Raw genomic sequence first — 17,361 nt, 5'->3', positions numbered from 1 at the left:
AAGGCCACCGATGGATTTCAGCAAGCTGTTCCGGCTCGACGGTCGCGTCGCGCTGGTCACCGGCGGCAGCCGCGGGATCGGCAAGATGATCGCGGCCGGCTTCGTCGCGCAGGGCGCGCGCGTCTACGTCTCAAGCCGCAAGGCCGAGGCCTGTGCGGAAACCGCTGCCGAGCTTGGCGAGAATTGCATCGCGCTCCCGCAGGATATCTCCACCGTCGACGGCTGTCGCGCGCTCGCCGCCGCGCTGGCCAAGCGTGAGGAACGACTCGACATCCTCGTTAACAATGCCGGCGCGGCCTGGGGCGTAGCGTTCGAGGACTTTCCGGAGGCAGGCTGGGACAAGGTCATGGACCTCAACGTCAAATCGCCGTTTTTCCTGACGCAGTCGCTTCACGCGCTACTCAAGGCCGGTGCGAGCGCGCAGCGCCCGGCCAAGGTCATCAATATCACCTCGATCGACGGGCTGCGGCTCAATCCGTGGGAGACGTACAGCTATCACGCTTCGAAGTCGGCGCTGATCTATCTGACCAAGCGGCTGGCGGCGCGGCTGATACGTGACGGCATCAACGTCACCTCGATCGCGCCGGGTGCCTTCGCCAGTGAGATGAACCGTGCCGCGCGCGACCATGGCGAGGCGGTGGCCAGGGCGATCCCGGCGCGGCGGATCGGCACTGACGAGGACATGGCCGGCACCGCCATCTATCTCGCCAGCCGCGCCGGGGACTATGTCGTCGGCGAGACGATCGCGGTCGACGGTGGCCTCGTCCATGCCGCGCTGGGCGGCAGCATCGACGGCTAGGTGCCGCCCTCCCCCGATCAGCCTCACTCCCCGTCATCCCGGACTTGATCCGGGATCCCGCTTCTTTCTTCGTCGGAGAAAGTCGGGGTTCCGGATCCAATTCGGACGATGAAGGAAAGGCGCCGCCAGCTCTCATCCCGCTTGATCGATCCCACCGGGCAGCGGGAACGGCCGCATGATGCGATCCGTTGGTCAACGTAGAGGAGACGATGCGATGTCCGATGACGCAATCCGCCCGACCACCGAGACCAAGCGCCCCAATCTCTCGACCGAGCATCAGCAGGACGGGGACGCGCGCCGCCCTTCGGATCAGCTCGACAAAGGGCAGCCGAACGAAGAAACGATCCCGCGCAAATCATCTTTGCTCGGCAACGACTGACCCGGGACGGTTCTGCCGCTAGAAATAAGGTAAGTGGGGAGCTTCTGTTGCCCGGTGCTCCCCGTACCGCTGGAATCCCCTTCTGTTGCCCGGTGGGGTCCAACCGCGCTATCTTGGTGTAACGTCAGGCCGTTAGGCCCTCAGTTACGCCGCAATCGCGAGTGCTTCGTTATCGTTGGCACTTGTGTAATGGGCCGTTGCGGTGGTCCCATTCCGAGCGAAAACAGCGCCTTTCAACACACGTCGATCCTGGTTCGGCCCCGTCAGAAACGGTGTCCAGAAACACCACCACTTATGGTGGAGCCGCCGGGTACTGCCCCCGGGTCCGCTGCATCTATTTTACGCCGCAGTTTATCGCCATAGCCGGGTAGAACCCGACGACGAGCGATATAGGACACCAGAAGCGTTTGGAAAAGGGGCGAACGGCCATTTGCCCGCCACAATATCCCTGTATATAGTGGGCTATGCTCACTCAGCGCTCCCGTTACGCCCTGCGATCGATGCTGTTTCTGGCCACCGGCCCGGCCGGCGCGCCGCCGACGCCGATGACGCGCATCGCGGCCGAGGCAAATGTTCCCCGCAAATTCCTCGAGTTGATCCTTGCCGACCTGCGCGATGCCGGGCTGCTGCACAGCTATCGCGGCAAGATGGGCGGTTACGTCCTGTCGCGGCCCGCGCATCTGATCTCGCTCGGCGAGGTGATCCGCGTGATCGAGGGGCCGCTCGCGCTCGTTCCCTGCGTCAGCCGCACCGCCTATCGCCCGTGCAAGGATTGCAAGAGCGAGGCCGAATGCGCGATTCGGCTGGCGATGATGCGCGTACGCGACGAAACGGCGCGCATCCTCGACGGCACCAGCCTCGCCGACGCGACCGCGGAGAAGCTCGCCGCCGCGTGAAGTGATGGACGCTGCCGCGCGGGTTTTCTAACCCGGTGCGATGACCGACGCGCCGCTGCCCGAGAACGACACCGCCGCCGCTGCCGAGCTGGCGCGGCTGGCCACCGAGATCGCCCACCACAACCGGCGCTATCATACCGAGGACGCACCGGAGATCAGCGACGCGGCCTATGACGCGCTCGTCCGGCGCAACCGCGCGATCGAACAGGCTTTCCCCGCACTGGCCCGCGACGATTCGCCGAGCCGGCAGGTCGGCGCGGCGCCCGCCGCGCATCTCGCCAAGGTGGCGCACGCCCGCCCGATGATGAGCCTCGACAACGCTTTCTCTGACGAGGAGGTGACGGAGTTCGTCACGCGCGTCCGCCGCTTCCTGCGGCTGGCCGCCGAGGAGCCGGTTGCGCTCACCGCCGAGCCGAAGATCGACGGCCTGTCCTGCTCGCTACGCTACGAGGATCGCCGGCTGGTGCAGGCGCTCACCCGCGGCGACGGCGCGGTCGGCGAGGACGTGACCGCTAACGTCCGCACGATCGCCGACATTCCCGCGGCGCTCCCCGCCGCCGCGCCCGACGTCCTCGAGGTGCGCGGCGAGGTCTATATGGAAAAGGCGGCGTTCGCAGCGCTTAACCGCCGGCTGGCCGAAGAGGCCGACGCCAGCGGCAAGGAGGCGCGCCAGTTCGCCAATCCGCGCAACGCCGCGGCCGGCTCGCTTCGCCAGAAGGATCCGGACGTCACGCGCGCCCGGCCGTTGCGGTTTCTCGCGCACGGCTGGGGCGAGGCGAGCGCGATCCCCGGCGACACGCAAGCGGCGGTCGTCGCGGCGCTCCGCGCGTGGGGCTTCCCGATCGCCGATGCGTTTAGGCGCTGCGATGATGCCGCGGGCGCGCTGGCCGTCTACCGCGCGATCGAGGCACAGCGCGCCGATCTGCCGTTCGACATCGACGGCGTCGTCTACAAGCTCGACCGGCTGGACTGGCAGGAGCGGATGGGCAGCGTCGGCCGCGCCCCGCGCTGGGCGATCGCGCACAAATTTCCCGCAGAACAGGCGCAGACCACGCTGGAGCGGATCGATATCCAAGTCGGCCGCACCGGCAAGCTGACCCCGGTGGCGCGGCTCACCCCGGTTACGGTCGGCGGCGTCGTCGTCACCAACGCCACGCTCCACAACCGCGACGAGATCGCGCGGCTCGACGCGCGCGAGGGCGACCGGGTGATCCTGCAACGCGCCGGTGACGTGATCCCGCAGATCGTCGCGGTGCTGCCGCGCACCGCCGAGCTGCCGCCGTTCGCCTTCCCCGATCACTGCCCGATCTGCCGCAGCGAGGCGGTCGCCGAAGAGGGTGAGGTCGATGTGCGCTGCACCGGCGGGCTGGTGTGCCCGGCGCAGCGGCTGGAACGGCTCAAGCATTTTGTCAGCCGCGGCGCGCTCGACATCGACGGGCTCGGCGAAAAGACGCTGGTCGAACTGACCGATCTCGGCTGGATCAAGGAGCCCGCCGACATCTTCCGCCTCGCCGCGCACCGCGACGAGCTGGTCGGGCGCGAGGGCTGGCAGGCGCGCTCGGTCGACGCCTTGCTCGACGCGATCGAGGCGCGGCGCACCCCCGACGCGGCGCGGCTGCTGTTCGGGCTCGGCATCCGCCACGTCGGAATCGTCACCGCCCGCGATCTGCTCAAGCGCTACGTCACCCTGCCCGCGCTCGCCGAGAAGGCGCGCGAGGTCATCGCGCTGCGCGAAGCGCTGCCGGCGGTGATCGGCGAAACCCCCGAGCGGCACCGCAACCGCCTCGACAAGGCGATTGCGGAGTTAATCGGCGTCGAGAATGTCGGCGCGGCAGTCGGTCATGCACTCGCCGACTTCTTCCACGAGCCGCACAATCAGGCAGTCTGGATCGATTTGCTCGCCGAGGTGACGCCGCCGCCGTTCGTAGTCGAGACGCGCGGCTCGGAAGTCACGGGCAAGACGGTGGTGTTCACCGGCAAGCTCGAGACGCTCAGCCGTGACGAGGCGAAGGCGCAGGCCGAGCGGCTCGGCGCGCATGTCGCAGGGTCGGTGTCGAAGAAGACCGACCTGCTCGTCGCCGGGCCCGGCGCGGGGTCGAAAGCGACCAAGGCCGCCGAGCTGGGGATCATGGTCATCGACGAAGCGGGATGGAATGCGATCGTCGCCGGCGCGGGAGAATAGCGCAAATCTCGATCGTCATCCCGGACTTGATCCGGGACTCCACTTCTTCTTACGTCCGTTGCCAGGAAGGAGCCGGCCGCGGATCATGTCCGGAGCGACGGGTGAGGTAGGCGAGCGGACGACCACCAACGGCGGTATGGGCACCCGACGCAACCTCCGCCGTCATTGCGAGCGCAGCGAAGCAATCCAGGGCGTTCTGATCCGGCTCTGGATTGCTTCACTACGCTCGCAACGACGAGGCCAAGCGGCGCACAAAAAAAGAGGCGACCCGCAGGCCGCCTCCTTCATCACCCACATCGCTACCGAGGCATCACGCCCCGGCAGGCGACGGATTGCCGAACGGCCCCGATGGCCGCTTGGTCTTTGGAATCGACGTTCCCACCGCCGGCATTGAAGGCGTCTTTGGCCCCTGGTCGCGACGATCGAGTTCCTCACCCGCGATCAAGCGCTTGATCTCGTCACCGCTGAGCGTCTCATATTCGAGCAGCGCCCCCGCCAGCGTGTGCAGCTGGTCGAGATGGTCGGTGAGCACCTGCTTGGCGCGGTGCAGACCGCCCTCGACGATCGCCTTGATCTCGTCGTCGATCAGCTGCGCCGTGGCATTCGACATCCGCACCGGCTGGCTCGACGAATAGCCGAGGAAGCTCTCGCCTTCGGGCTGTGCATATTCGACCGGACCAACCTTGTCCGACATGCCCCACTTCGTGACCATGTCGCGCGCCAGACCGGTGGCGTACTGGATGTCGCCGCTCGCGCCGCTCGACACCTTGTCATAGCCGAAGATCACTTCCTCGGCGATCCGCCCGCCCATCGCCACCGCGAGGTTCGCGTACATCTTGTCACGATGATAGCTGTAGCTGTCACGCTCCGGCAGCCGCATGACCATGCCCAGCGCACGCCCGCGCGGGATGATCGTCGCCTTGTGGATCGGGTCCGACGCCGGCTCATGCAGCGCGACGATCGCATGGCCCGCCTCGTGATAGGCGGTCATCCGCTTCTCGTCCTCGGTCATGACCATGCTGCGACGCTCGGCGCCCATCATGACCTTGTCCTTGGCCTCTTCGAACTCGGCGTTCGCGACCAGCCGCTTGCCCTTGCGCGCCGCCATCAGCGCCGCCTCGTTGACGAGATTGGCGAGATCGGCGCCCGAGAAACCCGGCGTGCCGCGCGCGATCGTCCGCGCATCGACGTCGGGCGCCAGCGGCACCTTCTTCATATGCACTTCGAGGATCTTGACGCGGCCATCAATGTCCGGACGCGGCACCACGACCTGCCGGTCGAAACGGCCCGGCCGCAGCAGCGCAGGGTCGAGCACGTCGGGGCGGTTGGTCGCCGCGACGATGATGATGCCCTCGTTTGCCTCGAAGCCGTCCATCTCGACCAGCAGCTGGTTGAGCGTCTGCTCGCGCTCGTCATTGCCATTGCCGAGCCCGGCGCCACGATGACGGCCGACCGCGTCGATTTCGTCGATGAAGACGATGCACGGCGCGCTCTTCTTGGCCTGTTCGAACATGTCGCGGACGCGGCTCGCACCGACGCCCACGAACATCTCGACGAAGTCCGAACCCGAGATGGTGAAGAACGGCACGCCCGCCTCGCCCGCAATCGCGCGCGCCAGCAGCGTCTTGCCGGTGCCCGGCGAGCCGACCAGCAACGCACCCTTCGGGATCTTGCCGCCGAGCCGCGCGAACTTGGTCGGGTCCTTGAGGAAGTCGACGATCTCGACCAGTTCCTCGCGTGCCTCATCGATGCCGGCGACGTCGTTGAAGGTTACCTTGCCCTCCTTCTGCGTCAGCACCTTGGCGCGGCTCTTGCCGAAGCCCATCGCGCCGCCCGCGCCGCCACCCTTCTGCATCTGGCGCAACACGAAAAACGCGATGCCCAGGAACAGCAGGAACGGCAGCGACTGATACAGCAGCACCATCCAGATCGACGGCCCTTCCTCGGGCTTGCCCGCAACCTCGACCCCCGACTTGCGCAGCCGGTCCATCAGCCCCGAATCCTGCACCGGATAGGTGCGGAACTTGTCACCGCTGGAGAAGCTGCCCGAGATCATGTCGCGGCTGACGTTGACGCTCTTCACCGTGCCTTCGTCGACCTTGTCGAGGAAGGTGGAGTAAGCGATCGTATTGCCCTGCGCCGAACTCGTCCGGCCGTCGAACAGCGTCACCACCACCGCGAGCGAAAGCAGCACGCCGACCCAGATCAGCAGGCTCTTCATCCACGGGTTCGGACCGCCCGAGCCACCATTGTCATTGCCGCCGTTTCCGGGCTGCCTGTCGTTGTCGTTCATCGGCTACCTTTCCGTCGCGTACAATGTAGGCCCGGACGGGTTAATGGCAATGGAACAACGTCGGTTAGAGTGATCGACGCGGTGGTGCCGCGCAAAAGACCCAGCCTCTCGAGGTGCTACGCACCATGACGCCGCCATGTGTCGCCGCCCGCCCCGCCGCCAGCGCGTCGAGCAACGCCTCGACGTTGGCCGAATCGGCATCGAACGACGGGCGCCCGATCCCGAGTCGCATGCGGGTTTCGGCCAGCGCGCGACGTACGAGCCGGCGGCGAAGATCGCGCGGCTCGCCGGCAACCGGCAGGCCACTGTCCGGACCACGCCAGCGCTCCGCCCACAGCCGTTCGGCGGATTGGACGAGCACCTCTTCCGCCTCGGCGAGAAAACCCGCCGACGCCGCCAGCGCGACCGGATCGAGCGCCGGCGTCGCGGCGAGCAGGGCACGGATCCGCGTCCGGTCGTGCCGCGGATCGTCGTTCGACGGATCGTCGACGAACGGCGTCGCACTTTCGCTCGCCAACGCGCGCAACTCGGCACGTCGCCAATCGAGCAAGGGGCGCAGCACCACGCCATCGGCATCGAACCGCACGGCCCGAATGCCCGCCAGTCCGGACAGTCCGGACGCGCGCTGGAGTCGCATCAGCAGCGTTTCGGCCTGGTCGTCGGCATGATGCGCGGTAAGCAGGAACCCCGCGCCCTCACCCCGCGCCCACGTGCCCAGTGCCGCGTACCGTGCGGTCCGCGCGCGCATCTGCACGCTGTTGCCGGTGATCGGCGCGAACGGCGTGAGCGTTTGATGCGGGATCGCCAGCGCGGCGCAGACGCTGCCGACCAGCGCCGCCTCTCCGCCCGACCCGGCGCGCAGCCGGTGATCGAAGGTCGCGACCGTGATCCGCCCCGCCAACCCTGCGGCTGCCAGTCGCAGCATCGCCATACTGTCGGCGCCGCCGGAGACCGCCAACGCCAGCCGCGGCTCGCCGGATACCGCTGCTCCGCGCGCCTGCGCGACCAGCCGCTCGACATCGCCGCGGAACCGCGCGACCGCCGCCTCCGGCAGCGGACGCAGCGTCACCTCACTTGCACTTGGCGGTAGCGCGGGCCTTGACGATGTCGGCCTTCATCTTGGCGGAGATCGTCGCACCATAGACGTCGCTCAACTCGCCATAGACCTTGCAGGCATCCGCCGCCTTGTCGAGCTTGACCAGCGCGCTGCCGAGATAGAACAGGCTGTCCGGTGCGCGCTCGCCATCCGGAAACTTCTTGTAATTGTCGTAGAAAGCGATCGAGGCGAGGCTGGGCTTGCCGTCATCGAGATAGGCCCGGCCGATCAGATTCTGTGCATAGCTGGCACGGCGATGCTTGGGAAAGTCGGCAACGACCTTCTTGAGCGCCGTCACCGCGTCACCATAGCGCTTCGCCTCCCACAACCGGTAGCCGTAGAGGTAGCCGTCCTCCGCCGCGTCCCCGCTGTTCGGCTTGGCGACACTGGCCGTGCTGGCGGGCCTGTCGGCCGGCTCGGGGGCCTCCGGCACCGTGACATCGGGACCGCCGACCGGCGCGACCGGCGTCGCCGCCGGCGGGGCTGCGAGCTTCGCGTCGGTCGCCTTGCGGTAGTCGGCGAACTGGCCTTCCAGCTGGCGCAGCTTGAATTCGTTCTGCTCGATCTGCCCGGTCATCGACGCCAGCTGCTGTTCGAGCGAGGTGACACGCGCGGTGAGATCGGTGATCGCGCCCGATGCGGGCACACCTGCCGCCTCGACCGGCGCCGGCGCGCTCGGCGCGATCTGCGGCTCCACCATCATGCCCGCGCCGCCCGGGAACACCTTGCGCTGCACCGCGCGCATTTCGCTCTCCAGCTTGTCGACGCGGGCGGTGACCGGCGCGTCACGCTGGGCCAGCGCCGGGCTGGCCAGGGTAAGCGCGATCGCCGCGCCGGCTAGAAACTTGGTCATCTTCTCGTCCCCCGATGCATCGGCACCGGATAAAAGTCTGTGATATCACAGCTGTCGCCAGCCTGAAGCAGGCAAACGCCGAACCTCACTGTCCAGTGGTCGCCTGAAAGGCGGACGGCACCCCCGTGTTGCCCGCGGTCGGCGCAGGGCTCGTGCCGCCGCCCGGCGTCGCCGCCGGTGCCGCCACGGCGGCGGATCGCGCCGCCAATGCCTCTGCGCTGACGCCGACGTCCTTCATCGCGCGCTTGCCGTCACCGAGCGGCGGGAGCGCACGGCCGTCGACCGTCACCTCCAGCTGATCGGGCCGCCCGATGTTGAGCATCGGCCGGTCGGTGCCGGCGGGCACCTCGAAGGTCTGCCCGGGTTGCAACGTGCCCGTGAACAACGTCTTGTTCGCGCCGTCGTAGACGCGCATCCACACCTCGTTCTTCGCGGTCAGCACCACCTTGCCCGTCGCCGGGGTCGGACTGGGCGGCGGCACCGGCGCACTGCGCGCCACCGTCGTCGGGCTCGCCGCCGCCTCCGGCGACTCCTGCGTGCCGCGGAACATGCCCGTCGACAGCCACAGCACGCCGAGGATCAGCACCGCCAGCGCGACACCCGCCGCGACGATCACCGTTCCGCGTGACGGCCCGCGCGACGGATCGGCGATTTCCTCGATATGATGCTGCCGGATCGGCATCGCGCCGCGCGCCAGCTCGCCGCGGATACCACGTCCGATCTCGGCCTGATCGAGCCCGACCGCGCGCGCATAGGCGCGGGCAAACCCGGACGCGTAGGTCGGCGAGGGCAGCAGATCGAGTCGGTCGTCCTCCAGCGCCTCAAGGAAGCGCTGCGTCACCCGCGTCCGCGCCGCCACCTCGGCCACTGACAATCCCTGCGCCTCACGAGCGGCGCGCAGCCGGGCCCCGACCGTGCCGGACTGCGGAGCGCCGCTCGGCGACGTCGCCTGCGCCGGATGCTCGCCTTCGCTCATTCCTGTCTCCGACCCCTGCGTTAACCGCGATGCGTCCCTATCGTCTTTCAAAGCGTCACGGACGTGTCAACACACCGTGCCGCCAGACGCTGGCTCAGTCCGTCCTGTCGCTATGCCAGTTCGACGCCCTGTTCCGCCGCCCAGCGTGCCAGCGCACCACGCACATCGCGCGGCGGGCGCGACAGCAACTCCTCCATGAACGCGACCAGTGCGCCGCGATCGAGCGAGCGGATCATCGCCTTCACCGGGCCGACCGCCGCCGGCGTGATCGACAGCCGGTCGATCCCGATCCCGATCAGCGCCATCGCCTCCAGCGGCCGCCCGCCCATCTCGCCGCACACCCCGACCGGCACGCCGGCGTGCGTCGCAGGCACCACAACGCGGCGCAGGAAGCGCAGGATCGAAGGCGACAACCAGTCGTAGCGTTCGGCGAGCTTGGGGTTGGCGCGATCGGCGGCAAACAGAAACTGCGTCAGGTCGTTGGTGCCGATCGACAGGAAATCGACCGAGGGCAGCAGCAGGTCGAGCTGATACGCGAGCGCCGGTACTTCGAGCATCGCACCGTAATTGACCTCGAGCGGCAACCGCTTGTTACGCGAGGCGAGGAAATCGCGCTGCTTTTCGAACAGCGCGCGCGCCTCGTCGAACTCCCACGCCTCGGACACCATCGGGAACATGACGTTGAGCGTCCGCCCGGCCGCCGCCTCCAGCAACGCGCGCGCCTGCGCCTTCATCAGCCCGTCGCGTTCCAGCGCCAGCCGCAGCGCGCGCCAGCCCATCGCCGGGTTTTCCTCATCCTCGGCGTGGATCAGGTACGGCAGGGCCTTGTCACCGCCGATGTCGACGGTGCGGAAGATCACCGGACGCGCGCCTGCGGCGTCCAGCACCTCGCGATACAGACGCTGCTGGCGTTCGCGCTGCGGCAGCGTCGCCGAGACCAGAAACTGGAATTCGGTACGGAACAGCCCGATTCCGTCGGCGCCGGTCACGTCGAGCGCCGCGACATCGTCGCGCAGCCCGGCGTTGACCATCACCGTCAGGCGATAGCCGTCCTTCGTTTCCGGCGCGACGTCGCGCAACGCGGCATAGGCCGCCTTGCGTTTCTGCCGCGCGGCCAGCTTGGCCTCGAACGCCTCCTCCATCCCGCTGGTCGGACGGACGGTCAGCGTGCCCTCAGTGACGTCGAGCAACAGCAGGTCGCCCTCCGCAATCAGTCGCCGCACGTCGCGGACGCGCCCGAGCACCGGCACGCCCATCGCGCGCGCGACGATCGTGACGTGTGCGGTCAGCGACCCCTCCTCCAGCACCACGCCCTTCAGCCGGCGACGGTCATATTCGAGCAGTTCGGCCGGGCCGAGGTTGCGTGCAATCAGGATCGTATCCTGCCGCAACCCCATCTGCGCCGCAGTCCCCATCTGGCCGGAGACGATCCGCAGCAGGCGGTTCGACAAATCCTCCAGATCGTGCATCCGGTCGGCAAGCAGCGGGTCGTCGATCTCGCGCATCCGTTGGCGGGTGCGCTGCTGGACGCGTTCGATTGCCGCCTCCGCCGTCAGCCCGCTGTCGATCGCCTCGTTGATGCGCCGTGCCCAGCCCTCGTCATAGGCGAACATCTTGTAGGTGGCGATCACCTCCTGATGCTCGTCACCGACGCCGAACTCCGCCTCGCGTGCGATCCGGTCGATCTGCTCGCGCATCTTGTCGAAGGCGGCATAGACGCGGTGGCGCTCGGCCTCGGTGTCCTCGGCGACCGTGTGCTCGATATGGATGCGCGGCTGGTGGAAGACCGCGCAGCCCACCGCCATGCCGTCGACCAGCTTCTGCCCGGCGATGCGCGTCGGGGCGGTCGATTGCGGCCGGTCGCGCGGGCCCGCCTGGTCGATCAGCCCGGCATTGGCGATCAATTCGCTCAGCACCATCGCCACCGTCTGCAGCGCCTCGATCTCGACATCCTCGTAGCGGCGGGGGTCGGCATGCTGCACCGCCAGCACCCCGACCGCGCGCTCGCGCCGGATGATCGGCACCCCTGCGAAGCTGTGGTAGCGATCCTCGCCAGTCTCGGGCTTGTAGGCGAAATCGGGGTGGCTGGCGGCCTCGTCGAGGTTGAGCACCTCGTTATGTTGCGCGATCGTGCCGACCAGCCCCTCACCCAGCGCCAGTTTGGTGACGTGCACCGCCGCCGGATCGAGCCCGCGCGTCGCGAACAGCTCCAGCACCCCCTCACGCAACAGATAGATCGAGCAGACCTCGCTATCCAGCGCCTCGCCGATGATCTCGACGACCGAATTGAGCTTGGCCTGGGCGTTCGAGCGCGCGGCCATCACGTCGTGCAGATTGACGAGGATTTCGCGAGCGGAGCGGGCGGCGGACACGGGCATGGGGGAGGGGCTATCAGACCTGTGGCTTGGGTGCCACGCAACAAAATATTTTTGTCCGCGTGCGCGCATCGCGATCCTTGCCTAAACCCCGGCACGATGTTGAGACGGCGCGCAGCGAGAAGGGGAATGTGATGCGTGGGCAGGTACTGGGCGTCGACGCGCGCAGCGGTCACGGCCTGGTGGCGGGCGATGACGGGCAGCGCTACACCTTCCTGCCCGAGGATTGGGCGCAGCGCGGTGAACCGGCGATCGGCCAGCCGGTCGACTTCGAGACGTCGGGCGGCCGTGCGCTCAACATCTTCCCGCTGGCGAGCGCACCGCCGCCGCTCGCCGCCAGCGCCGTGCCGCACAACGATCGCAACAAATATGTGGCGGCGGCGCTCGCCTTCCTGCTCGGCACGCTCGGCGTCCACCGCTTTTATCTCGGGCGCACCGCCTCGGCGATCGTGATGCTCGTCCTGACGCTCACCTTCTTCGGGTTGATCGTCACCGGCATCTGGGCGCTGGTCGACACCGTCCGCTATCTCGTCATGTCCGACCGCGAGTTCGCCGCACGCTACCCGCGCCGTCCTTAGATCAAAGCGCCCAAGCCCTCCCCCGAAGGGGAAGGTTGCTAAACCCGCCTTCTTGTACCCCGGCGAAGGTCGAGGCCCGGTTGGGAGGCGATTGCGACTAGCTGAACTATCTCTCCAACCGGACCCGGCCTTCGCCGGGGTACGGCTTGGAAAGGGCACGGTCCCGACCTTTCGCAACGATCTCTTCCGGTGAGGGCTTGAAATGAGGCCTGCCCCCCGACCGTCGATCCGCCCTAGTCGAACAGCCCGTCCTGCGATCCGGCCGGCGGGTTGAGGCCAAGGTGCTTCCACCCGCCCGCATTGAGCACGCGCCCGCGCGCGGTGCGTGCGACCAGCCCGAGCTGGATCAGATAGGGTTCGATCACTTCCTCGATCGTGTCGCGCGGCTCGCTCAGCCCGGCGGCGAGCGTTTCGACCCCGACCGGGCCGCCGCGGTAGATGTCCGCGATCATCATCAGATAGCGGCGATCCATCGCATCAAGGCCGAGCTTGTCGACTTCCAGCCGGTTGAGCGCGCGATCGGCGACCGGCGCATCGACCATCGGCGCGCCGGCGACCGTCGCGAAATCGCGCACGCGGCGCAGCAGCCGCCCGGCGATCCGCGGTGTCCCCCGTGCGCGGCGCGCGATCTCCATCGCCCCGTCCCGCGCGATACCGAGGTCGAGCAACTGCGCCGCGCGCGACACCACGCGCTCCAGCTCCTCGACGGTATAGAATTGCAGCCGCACCGGAATCCCGAACCGGTCGCGCAGCGGTGTGGTCAGCAACCCCTGCCGCGTCGTCGCGCCGACCAGGGTAAAGCGTGGCAGGTCGATCCGCACGCTGCGCGCCGACGGCCCCTCACCGATCATCAGGTCGAGCGCGCGATCCTCCATCGCGGGATAGAGCACCTCCTCGACCGCGGGTTGCAGACGGTGGATCTCGTCGATGAACAGCACGTCGCCGTCCTCGAGATTGGTCAGCAGGGCGGCAAGATCACCCGACTTGGCGATCACCGGACCGGAGGTCGCGCGAAAGCCGACCCCCATTTCGCGCGCGACGATCTGCGCCAGCGTCGTCTTGCCGAGACCCGGCGGTCCGAAGAACAGCACGTGGTCGAGCGCGTCGCCCCGCCCCTTCGCCGCCTCGATGAATACGCGCAGGTTTTCGCGGGCGGCCTTTTGCCCGACGAAATCGCCGAGCGTCTTGGGGCGCAGCGCGGCGTCGACATCCTCGACACGGCGCGCGGGCGAGATCAGGCGGTCGTCCTCGGTCACGCTTCGTTCCGTAGCGAAGCGCAGCGCCGGGGCAAGTCCCGGCGGCGCGTCAACCGAGCCGGTCGACGATCTGCCCGGTCTGCCCGACCGACGAGGTACGGCCATAGGTGACCGCGCCCGGTGCCATATTGGCGCGCAGCTTCTCCATGACACGATCGAATTGATCGAGATGCTCGCCGGCAGTGCGGATCAGGCTGCCGGTCGAGGCGGCGACCGGCTCCTCGCGCTTGATCGGCGCGACCGGCGTGGCAGCGACCGGCGACTCGGGCGCTGCCGCCGCGCGCGCAGCCTGCATCGATCGCAGGATCGACGATGTGCCGGCAATGGGAGACACGCTGGTCACGTCCAAATTCCTCTGACCGAGTCACCGCGACATCGGCCGGACGCTCTTACGCAGCCGAATCTTGCCTAAAGATTGAGCGCCCGAAACATTCGAAGACGGTTGCTGAAATATTCACCGTTTCGGGTCAGCGCGTCGCATTGTAGCGGAGCTGGTCCTGCGTGAGCTGGAAGCCGACCAACGCCTCGAACGATGCCGAGGCCACCGCCGAACGCACCTTCGGATCGGCGAGCGGATCCACCGCTGCATCATCGTCACCCGCCTTGCGACGCCGCGTCAGCCGGTCGCGGACGTCCTGCGGCAACGTCGCGGCGCTGCGCGCCACCGCGCTGTTCGCCTCGGCGCTGGTGCTGCTGACGCCTTGCCCCGCATCGAAATGAAGCCCGACCTGCGACACTCGCTTGGCGACCACCTGGCTGCCACCGCGGGTGACGACGATGAAATAGGGCAAGGTCACGTCACGCGCGCCATCGGTACGGGTGCGACGCGCACGGACGTCGAAGGTGACGCGCGTCGTGACGTCGGCGCCCTGATCGTCGCAGGTCGACCGCACGTTGCTGATCGTCGCGACCACGTCGATCGCGCTGGCGGCCCGGCTGTTCGACGGATCGAACAACGTCACGTCGCCGGTGCCCGCGGGCACGCCGACCGTCGGGCAGGCGCTGCGCACCGCGGTGATGCCGGCACCCCCGCCGGAAACATCGATCTCCCCGCTCTTCGCGCATCCACCCACGAGCAGGAGGATCAGCGGAGCGGCGATTTGGCGAGCGTTCACAAACACAATCCCGGGCAATGGGCACAAGTGAAACGGCGCCGCGAAACGGCCCCGGGTCGTCGCCAGCATAGGAAGCGTCTATCGCCGGAGCAAGCATTCGCGTAGAGCCGCCGGCATGGCCGATCCCGTCACCGACCCCGCCGCCGCCACCCGCCGCCCGCTGGAATTGCTGATCGCCGCGCCGCGCGGCTTCTGCGCCGGCGTGGACCGCGCGATCCGCATCGTCGAGCTGGCGATCGAGAAGCATGGCGCGCCGGTCTATGTCCGGCACGAGATCGTCCACAACAAGTTCGTGGTCGACTCGCTGAAGGCGAAGGGCGCGGTGTTCGTCGAGGAACTGACGGAGGTGCCCGATGGCGCGCCGGTGGTGTTCTCCGCGCACGGCGTGCCCAAGTCCGTGCCCGCCGAGGCGCAGAACCGCGGGCTCGACTATCTCGACGCGACCTGCCCGCTCGTCTCGAAGGTGCATCGTCAGGCCGAACGGCTGGTCGACTCCGGCCGCCACATCCTCTTCATCGGTCACGCCGGCCACCCGGAAGTGATCGGCACGTTCGGGCAGGTGCCCGAGGGCGCCATGTCGCTGATCGAGACGGTTGAGGACGTCGACACCTTGGTTGTCCCCGATCCGCAAAACCTGTCGTTCCTGACGCAGACGACGTTGTCGGTCGACGATACCGCGGCGATCGTCGCCGCGATCCACCGCCGCTTCCCCGCGATCCAGGCGCCGCGCGGCGAGGACATCTGCTACGCCACCTCGAACCGGCAGGCAGCAGTCAAGGCGATCGCCGACGCATGCGACGCGGTGCTGGTGATCGGCGCGCCCAATTCGTCGAATTCGGTGCGGCTGGTCGAGGTCGCCGAGCGGCAGGGAATCCGCGCCGCGCTGATCCAGCGCGCCAGCGACCTCGACTGGGCGTTCCTCGACGGCGTCGGCACGCTGGGGATCACCGCCGGTGCCTCTGCTCCCGAATTGCTGGTGCGCGAGCTGGTCGACCGGCTGGCGGCCCGCTTCGACGTGACCGAGCGCGAGGAGGAGACGACGCGCGAGACGATCGCGTTCAAGCTGCCGCGCGGGCTCGACGCCGCCGCCTGACGCACGCATGATGGCTGTCTACACGCACGTCTCCGCCGAGGCGCTCGCTGCCTTCCTTCGCCGCTACGACGTCGGCGAACTGGTCTCCGTCAAGGGCATCGCCGAGGGGGTGGAGAATTCCAACTACCTCGTCGACACCACGACGGCGCGCTTCATCCTGACGCTCTATGAAAAGCGCGTCGCGGCGGACGATCTGCCGTTTTTCATGGCGCTGCTCGATCATCTCGCCGCGCGCGCAGTGGCGGTGCCGCCGGCGATCCCCGACCGCGACGGCGCGGTGATCCAGACGCTGGAGGGACGCCCGGCCTGCCTGATCCGCTTCCTGACCGGCGTGTCGGTGTCGCACCCGACCCCGGCACAGGCGCATTCGGCGGCGACCGCGATGGGCGACATGCACGCCGCGCTCGCCGACTTCCGCCAGACGCGCGTCAACTCGATGGGCATCGCGACATGGCGACCGCTGCTGGAGAAATGCGGGCGCGACCTCGACACGATCCAGCCCGGCCTGTTCGACCGCATCGACACCGCACTGCGCGGCGTCGAGCAGGCATGGCCGCTCGACCTGCCGGTCAGCGCGATCCACGCCGACCTGTTCCCGGACAACGTGCTGATGCACGGTGACGCCGTCACCGGGCTGATCGACTTCTACTTCGCCTGCACCGACGTCCGCGCCTATGACGTCGCGGTAATGCATTCGGCATGGACCTTCGACGCCCGCGGCGAGAACCCCGATGCCGCGGTCGGCGCCGCGTTGCTGACCGGCTATACCGCCGCGTTCGGGCTCAGCGATGCCGAGCGCACCGCGCTGCCGCTGCTGGCGCGCGGCGCGTGCATCCGCTTCTTGCTCAGCCGCGCGTGGGACTGGCTGCATACGCCCGCCGACGCGTTGGTGATGCGCAAGGACCCGCTCGCCTATCTCCGCCGGCTCGACTGGTACGAAGCCCATCCGGCGGCGTTCGCATGACCGAGCTGACGCAGGTCGAGCTGTTCACCGACGGCGCGTGCAAGGGGAATCCCGGCCCCGGCGGCTGGGGCGCGGTGATCCGCGCCGGCAAGCACGAGAAGGAGCTGGCCGGCGGCGAGCCGCTCACCACCAACAACCGCATGGAGCTGACCGCCGCGATTCAGGGGCTGAACGCGCTGACCCGCCCGTGCCGCGTGACTTTGTCGACCGACAGCCGCTACGTCATGGACGGGCTGACCAAGTGGATCCACGGCTGGCAGAAGAACGGCTGGAAGACCGCCGACAAGAAGCCGGTCAAGAACGCCGACCTCTGGCAGGCGCTGCTCGAGGCGGCACGGCCACACCGGGTCGACTGGAAATGGGTCAAGGGCCACGCCGGCCACCCCGAAAACGAACGTGCCGACCGTCTGGCAAGCGACGCGGCGGTCGAGGCGGGACGGACGAAGGCGACGGTCTGAACCGTTGTCGTCCCGGACCCACCCTGTCACCGTCGCCCCGGACCTGAT

At 68.2% G+C, this 17,361-nt stretch carries 16 protein-coding genes and 1 other RNA gene; 8 read left to right on the top strand and 9 right to left on the bottom strand.

Going from position 1 to position 17,361, the window contains the following annotated elements:
• The first annotated feature begins 10 nt into the window (after positions 1-10).
• Positions 11-799 carry an SDR family oxidoreductase gene (locus BACI71_RS15560; RefSeq protein ID WP_159760145.1) on the top strand — a complete coding sequence of 263 codons (789 nt, stop codon included), beginning with the start codon at positions 11-13 and terminating at the stop codon, positions 797-799.
• Positions 800-1,013: 214 nt separating this feature from the next.
• A complete protein-coding gene (locus BACI71_RS15555; protein WP_201297392.1) occupies positions 1,014-1,178 on the top strand; it encodes a hypothetical protein in 165 nt (54 codons plus the stop codon).
• 71 nt (positions 1,179-1,249) lie between these two features.
• Here BACI71_RS15555 and ssrA read toward each other — a convergent pair.
• Positions 1,250-1,597, bottom strand: a transfer-messenger RNA (tmRNA) gene (gene ssrA / locus BACI71_RS15550).
• 45 nt (positions 1,598-1,642) lie between these two features.
• Here ssrA and BACI71_RS15545 point away from each other — a divergent pair.
• Entirely contained in the window at positions 1,643-2,074 is a 432-nt protein-coding gene (locus BACI71_RS15545; protein WP_159760143.1) for an RrF2 family transcriptional regulator, read from the top strand.
• Between the two features lie 40 nt (positions 2,075-2,114).
• Positions 2,115-4,256: an NAD-dependent DNA ligase LigA gene (ligA, locus tag BACI71_RS15540; protein ID WP_159760141.1), complete on the top strand. Its 2,142-nt coding sequence runs from the start codon at positions 2,115-2,117 to the stop codon at positions 4,254-4,256.
• A 310-nt stretch (positions 4,257-4,566) separates the two neighbouring features.
• Here the strand turns inward: ligA and ftsH are convergent, their stop codons facing one another.
• From ftsH to ptsP, 5 genes are all read right to left on the bottom strand, one after another.
• On the bottom strand, positions 4,567-6,549 hold the full coding sequence (gene ftsH, locus BACI71_RS15535) for an ATP-dependent zinc metalloprotease FtsH (RefSeq protein ID WP_159760139.1): 1,983 nt from the start codon (positions 6,547-6,549) through the stop codon (positions 4,567-4,569).
• A gap of 64 nt (positions 6,550-6,613) precedes the next feature.
• Entirely contained in the window at positions 6,614-7,618 is a 1,005-nt protein-coding gene (gene tilS / locus BACI71_RS15530) for a tRNA lysidine(34) synthetase TilS (protein ID WP_159760137.1), read from the bottom strand.
• Position 7,619: 1 nt separating this feature from the next.
• Entirely contained in the window at positions 7,620-8,498 is an 879-nt protein-coding gene (locus BACI71_RS15525) for a tetratricopeptide repeat protein (RefSeq protein ID WP_159760135.1), read from the bottom strand.
• An 85-nt stretch (positions 8,499-8,583) separates the two neighbouring features.
• Positions 8,584-9,474: a helix-turn-helix domain-containing protein gene (locus tag BACI71_RS15520; RefSeq protein WP_159760133.1), complete on the bottom strand. Its 891-nt coding sequence runs from the start codon at positions 9,472-9,474 to the stop codon at positions 8,584-8,586.
• A 110-nt stretch (positions 9,475-9,584) separates the two neighbouring features.
• Positions 9,585-11,852, bottom strand: a complete 2,268-nt coding sequence (gene ptsP / locus BACI71_RS15515; protein ID WP_159760131.1) for a phosphoenolpyruvate--protein phosphotransferase — start codon at positions 11,850-11,852, stop codon at positions 9,585-9,587.
• Between the two features lie 131 nt (positions 11,853-11,983).
• On the opposite strand from ptsP, the gene BACI71_RS15510 reads away from it, so the two are divergent.
• Positions 11,984-12,427 carry a TM2 domain-containing protein gene (locus tag BACI71_RS15510; RefSeq protein ID WP_159760129.1) on the top strand — a complete coding sequence of 148 codons (444 nt, stop codon included), beginning with the start codon at positions 11,984-11,986 and terminating at the stop codon, positions 12,425-12,427.
• Positions 12,428-12,660: 233 nt separating this feature from the next.
• Here BACI71_RS15510 and ruvB read toward each other — a convergent pair whose 3' ends face one another.
• From ruvB to BACI71_RS15495, 3 genes are all read right to left on the bottom strand, one after another.
• Positions 12,661-13,683, bottom strand: a complete 1,023-nt coding sequence (ruvB, locus tag BACI71_RS15505; RefSeq protein ID WP_159760127.1) for a Holliday junction branch migration DNA helicase RuvB — start codon at positions 13,681-13,683, stop codon at positions 12,661-12,663.
• A gap of 49 nt (positions 13,684-13,732) precedes the next feature.
• Positions 13,733-14,026, bottom strand: a complete 294-nt coding sequence (locus BACI71_RS15500) for a hypothetical protein (protein WP_159760125.1) — start codon at positions 14,024-14,026, stop codon at positions 13,733-13,735.
• Between the two features lie 124 nt (positions 14,027-14,150).
• Positions 14,151-14,807: a hypothetical protein gene (locus BACI71_RS15495; RefSeq protein ID WP_443018511.1), complete on the bottom strand. Its 657-nt coding sequence runs from the start codon at positions 14,805-14,807 to the stop codon at positions 14,151-14,153.
• Between the two features lie 106 nt (positions 14,808-14,913).
• Here BACI71_RS15495 and ispH point away from each other — a divergent pair, with 106 nt between their 5' ends.
• The 3 genes from ispH to rnhA are packed head-to-tail and all read left to right on the top strand — an operon-like array spanning position 14,914 to position 17,313.
• Positions 14,914-15,891 carry a 4-hydroxy-3-methylbut-2-enyl diphosphate reductase gene (ispH, locus tag BACI71_RS15490; RefSeq protein WP_159760123.1) on the top strand — a complete coding sequence of 326 codons (978 nt, stop codon included), beginning with the start codon at positions 14,914-14,916 and terminating at the stop codon, positions 15,889-15,891.
• Positions 15,892-15,901: 10 nt separating this feature from the next.
• Positions 15,902-16,855: a homoserine kinase gene (thrB, locus tag BACI71_RS15485; RefSeq protein WP_159761265.1), complete on the top strand. Its 954-nt coding sequence runs from the start codon at positions 15,902-15,904 to the stop codon at positions 16,853-16,855.
• Complete coding sequence (gene rnhA / locus BACI71_RS15480) at positions 16,852-17,313, top strand: ribonuclease HI (protein WP_159760121.1); 462 nt, start codon at positions 16,852-16,854, stop codon at positions 17,311-17,313. Before thrB ends, rnhA begins: the two co-directional genes overlap by 4 nt.
• The last annotated feature ends 48 nt before the right edge of the window (positions 17,314-17,361 follow it).

It is taken from the genome of Sphingomonas sp. 8AM, assembly GCF_902506455.1.
In the GTDB taxonomy this organism is placed as follows: domain Bacteria; phylum Pseudomonadota; class Alphaproteobacteria; order Sphingomonadales; family Sphingomonadaceae; genus Sphingomonas.
Note: the sequence above shows the minus strand (reverse complement) of the source record. Positions and strands in the feature narration are given on the sequence as shown.